Source organism: Paraburkholderia sp. Ac-20342 (assembly GCF_017104985.1).
Taxonomy (GTDB): domain Bacteria; phylum Pseudomonadota; class Gammaproteobacteria; order Burkholderiales; family Burkholderiaceae; genus Paraburkholderia.
Genome location: NZ_JAAGPQ010000200.1, coordinates 1 through 2,304, shown reverse-complemented (window position 1 = coordinate 2,304; position 2,304 = coordinate 1). Strand labels below are relative to the sequence as shown.

Sequence of the window (2,304 nt, the reverse complement as noted above, 5' to 3'; positions counted from 1 at the left end):
GCCGGCCGCGCTGCGGCCGTTGCTGGCGCTCGTGCGGATCGACGATGCGGGCATCCGCGCGGTGCTCAACGACTGGCTCGGCCTCACGTTCGTCGCCGACGACCTGCAACAGGCGCTCGCGATGCGCTCGCAACTGCCGGAAGGCGGCGCGTTCGTCGTCAAGGCGGGGCATGTGGTTACGCGCGTCGGCGTGCAGTTGTATGCGGCCGATTCCGAACAGGCCGGCATGCTCGCGCGTCAGCAGGAAATCGAAAACCTCGGCCGCCAGGTGCGCGCGCAGGCGCTGCTCGCCGACGAGGCAAAGGCCGCCGCGATCCGCGCCGAAGCCGCGCATACGCAGGCCGCGCAGGCGCTGAGCGACGCGCGCCAGCAGGCCGAGCGCGCGACGCAGCGTGTCCACGCGTTGCAGATGGACGTGCTCAAGCTCACCCAGGCGCACGAGCGCTACACGCAGCGCAGCACGCAGATTCGCGAGGAACTCGAAGAGATCGCCGCGCAGATCGACGAGCAGCGCGCGCTGCGCGCGGAATCGGAAGCGAATTTCGAGCGTCACGACGGCGAACTCGCCGAGTTGCAGGCGCGCTTCGAGGATCACCAGCTGGCGTTCGAAGCACTCGACGAAACGCTCACGAGCGCGCGCGGCGACGTGCGTGATCTCGACCGCGCCGCCACCGACGCGCGCTTTGCCGCGCGCAACATGGCGAACCGCATCGACGAACTGAAGCGCAGCATCCAGGTCGCGCACGAGCAGAGCGAGCGCGTCGCGAGCTCGCTCGAAGACGCGCGCGCCGAACTCGAAACGATCAACGAGCAGACCGCGCATACCGGCCTGCAGGATGCGCTCGACATCCGCACCGCGAAGGAAGAGGCGCTGCGCGCCGCGCGCATCGAACTCGACGACCTCACCTCGAAGCTGCGCGCGGCCGACGAAACGCGCCTGAGCACCGAGCGCGCGCTGCAGCCGCTGCGCGACCGCATCAACGAATTGCAACTGAAGGAGCAGGCTGCGCGGATCAACGGCGAGCAGTTCGTCGAGCAACTGGTCGCGGCCGGCGTCGACGAAGCCGAGTTGCAGACGAGGCTCACGCCGGACATGAAGCCGTCGTACCTGCAGGGCGAAGTCACGCGCATCAACAACGCGATCGTCGCGCTCGGGCCCGTCAACATGGCCGCGCTCGACGAACTGAAGGCCGCGACCGAGCGCAAGAGCTTCCTCGATTCGCAGTCGGCCGACCTGACGAGCGCGATCGAAACGCTCGAAGACGCGATCCGCAAGATCGACGCCGAAACGCGCACGCTTCTGCAAAGCACCTTCGACGAAGTGAACCGTCATTTCGGCGAACTGTTCCCGCGTCTGTTCGGCGGCGGCCAGGCCAAGCTCATCATGACCGGCGACGAAATTCTCGATGCCGGCGTGCAGGTGATGGCGCAGCCGCCGGGCAAGAAGAATTCGACGATTCACCTGCTGTCGGGTGGCGAGAAAGCGCTGACCGCGACCGCGCTCGTGTTCGCGATGTTCCAGCTGAATCCGGCGCCGTTCTGTCTGCTCGACGAAGTGGACGCACCGCTCGACGACGCCAACACCGAGCGTTTCGCGAACCTCGTGCGCGCGATGTCGGACAAGACCCAGTTCCTGTTCATTTCGCACAACAAGATCGCGATGGAAATGGCGCAGCAACTGATCGGCGTGACGATGCAGGAGCAGGGCGTGTCGCGGATCGTCGCGGTCGACATGGAAACGGCGGCCGGTTTCGCCCAGAATATCGTTTAAGTTAAAGCCTGCGCGGGCGTCCGCGTTCAGCGCAGCGGCTTGCAGTGCAAGCCGCGCGGAACGGGCAGCGGACGCAGGGCCGCGCGGATAGAAGAATTGCTGATGGAGCATGCATGGACGAGTTGACACTCGGTTTGATCGGCGCGGGTGCCGTGGTGGTCGGGGGCGTGGTCGTATACAACGCGTGGCAGGGCGCGAAGGTGCGCCGCAAGATGCCGCGGCCCATGCCGGCCGAGACCGCCGAGAGTCTCGCGCGGGACGAGCATGAGGAGCAGAGCCCGTTCATCGAGCCGGCGCGCCCGGCCACGCGGCGCGAACCGACTGTGAATACGGAGGCGGCGGCCGATCCGGCTGCCGCGCGCGTCGAGCCGACGTTCGGCGTGAGCGCCGCGCCGCTCGATACGCCGGCCGATATCCAGGCCGAGACGACCTCGCCGAACGGTTATCCGGCCGCCGAGGGCGAGACCGAAGGCGAGCACGCCGCGGCCCAGGGGCAGGACGGCGAGCGAGCCGCCGAGGCGCCCGCGGCCCAG

At 67.9% G+C, this 2,304-nt stretch carries 1 protein-coding gene and 1 pseudogene; both read left to right on the top strand.

Features of this window, described 5'->3' with window-relative positions; all coding sequences use genetic code 11:
• A partial coding sequence (locus G3N58_RS33705; protein WP_206001352.1) for an AAA family ATPase occupies positions 1-1,771 on the top strand: 1,771 nt, incomplete at its 5' end.
• Between the two features lie 113 nt (positions 1,772-1,884).
• Positions 1,885-2,304: pseudogene (locus tag G3N58_RS33700) on the top strand (cell division protein FtsZ); the annotation flags it as partial.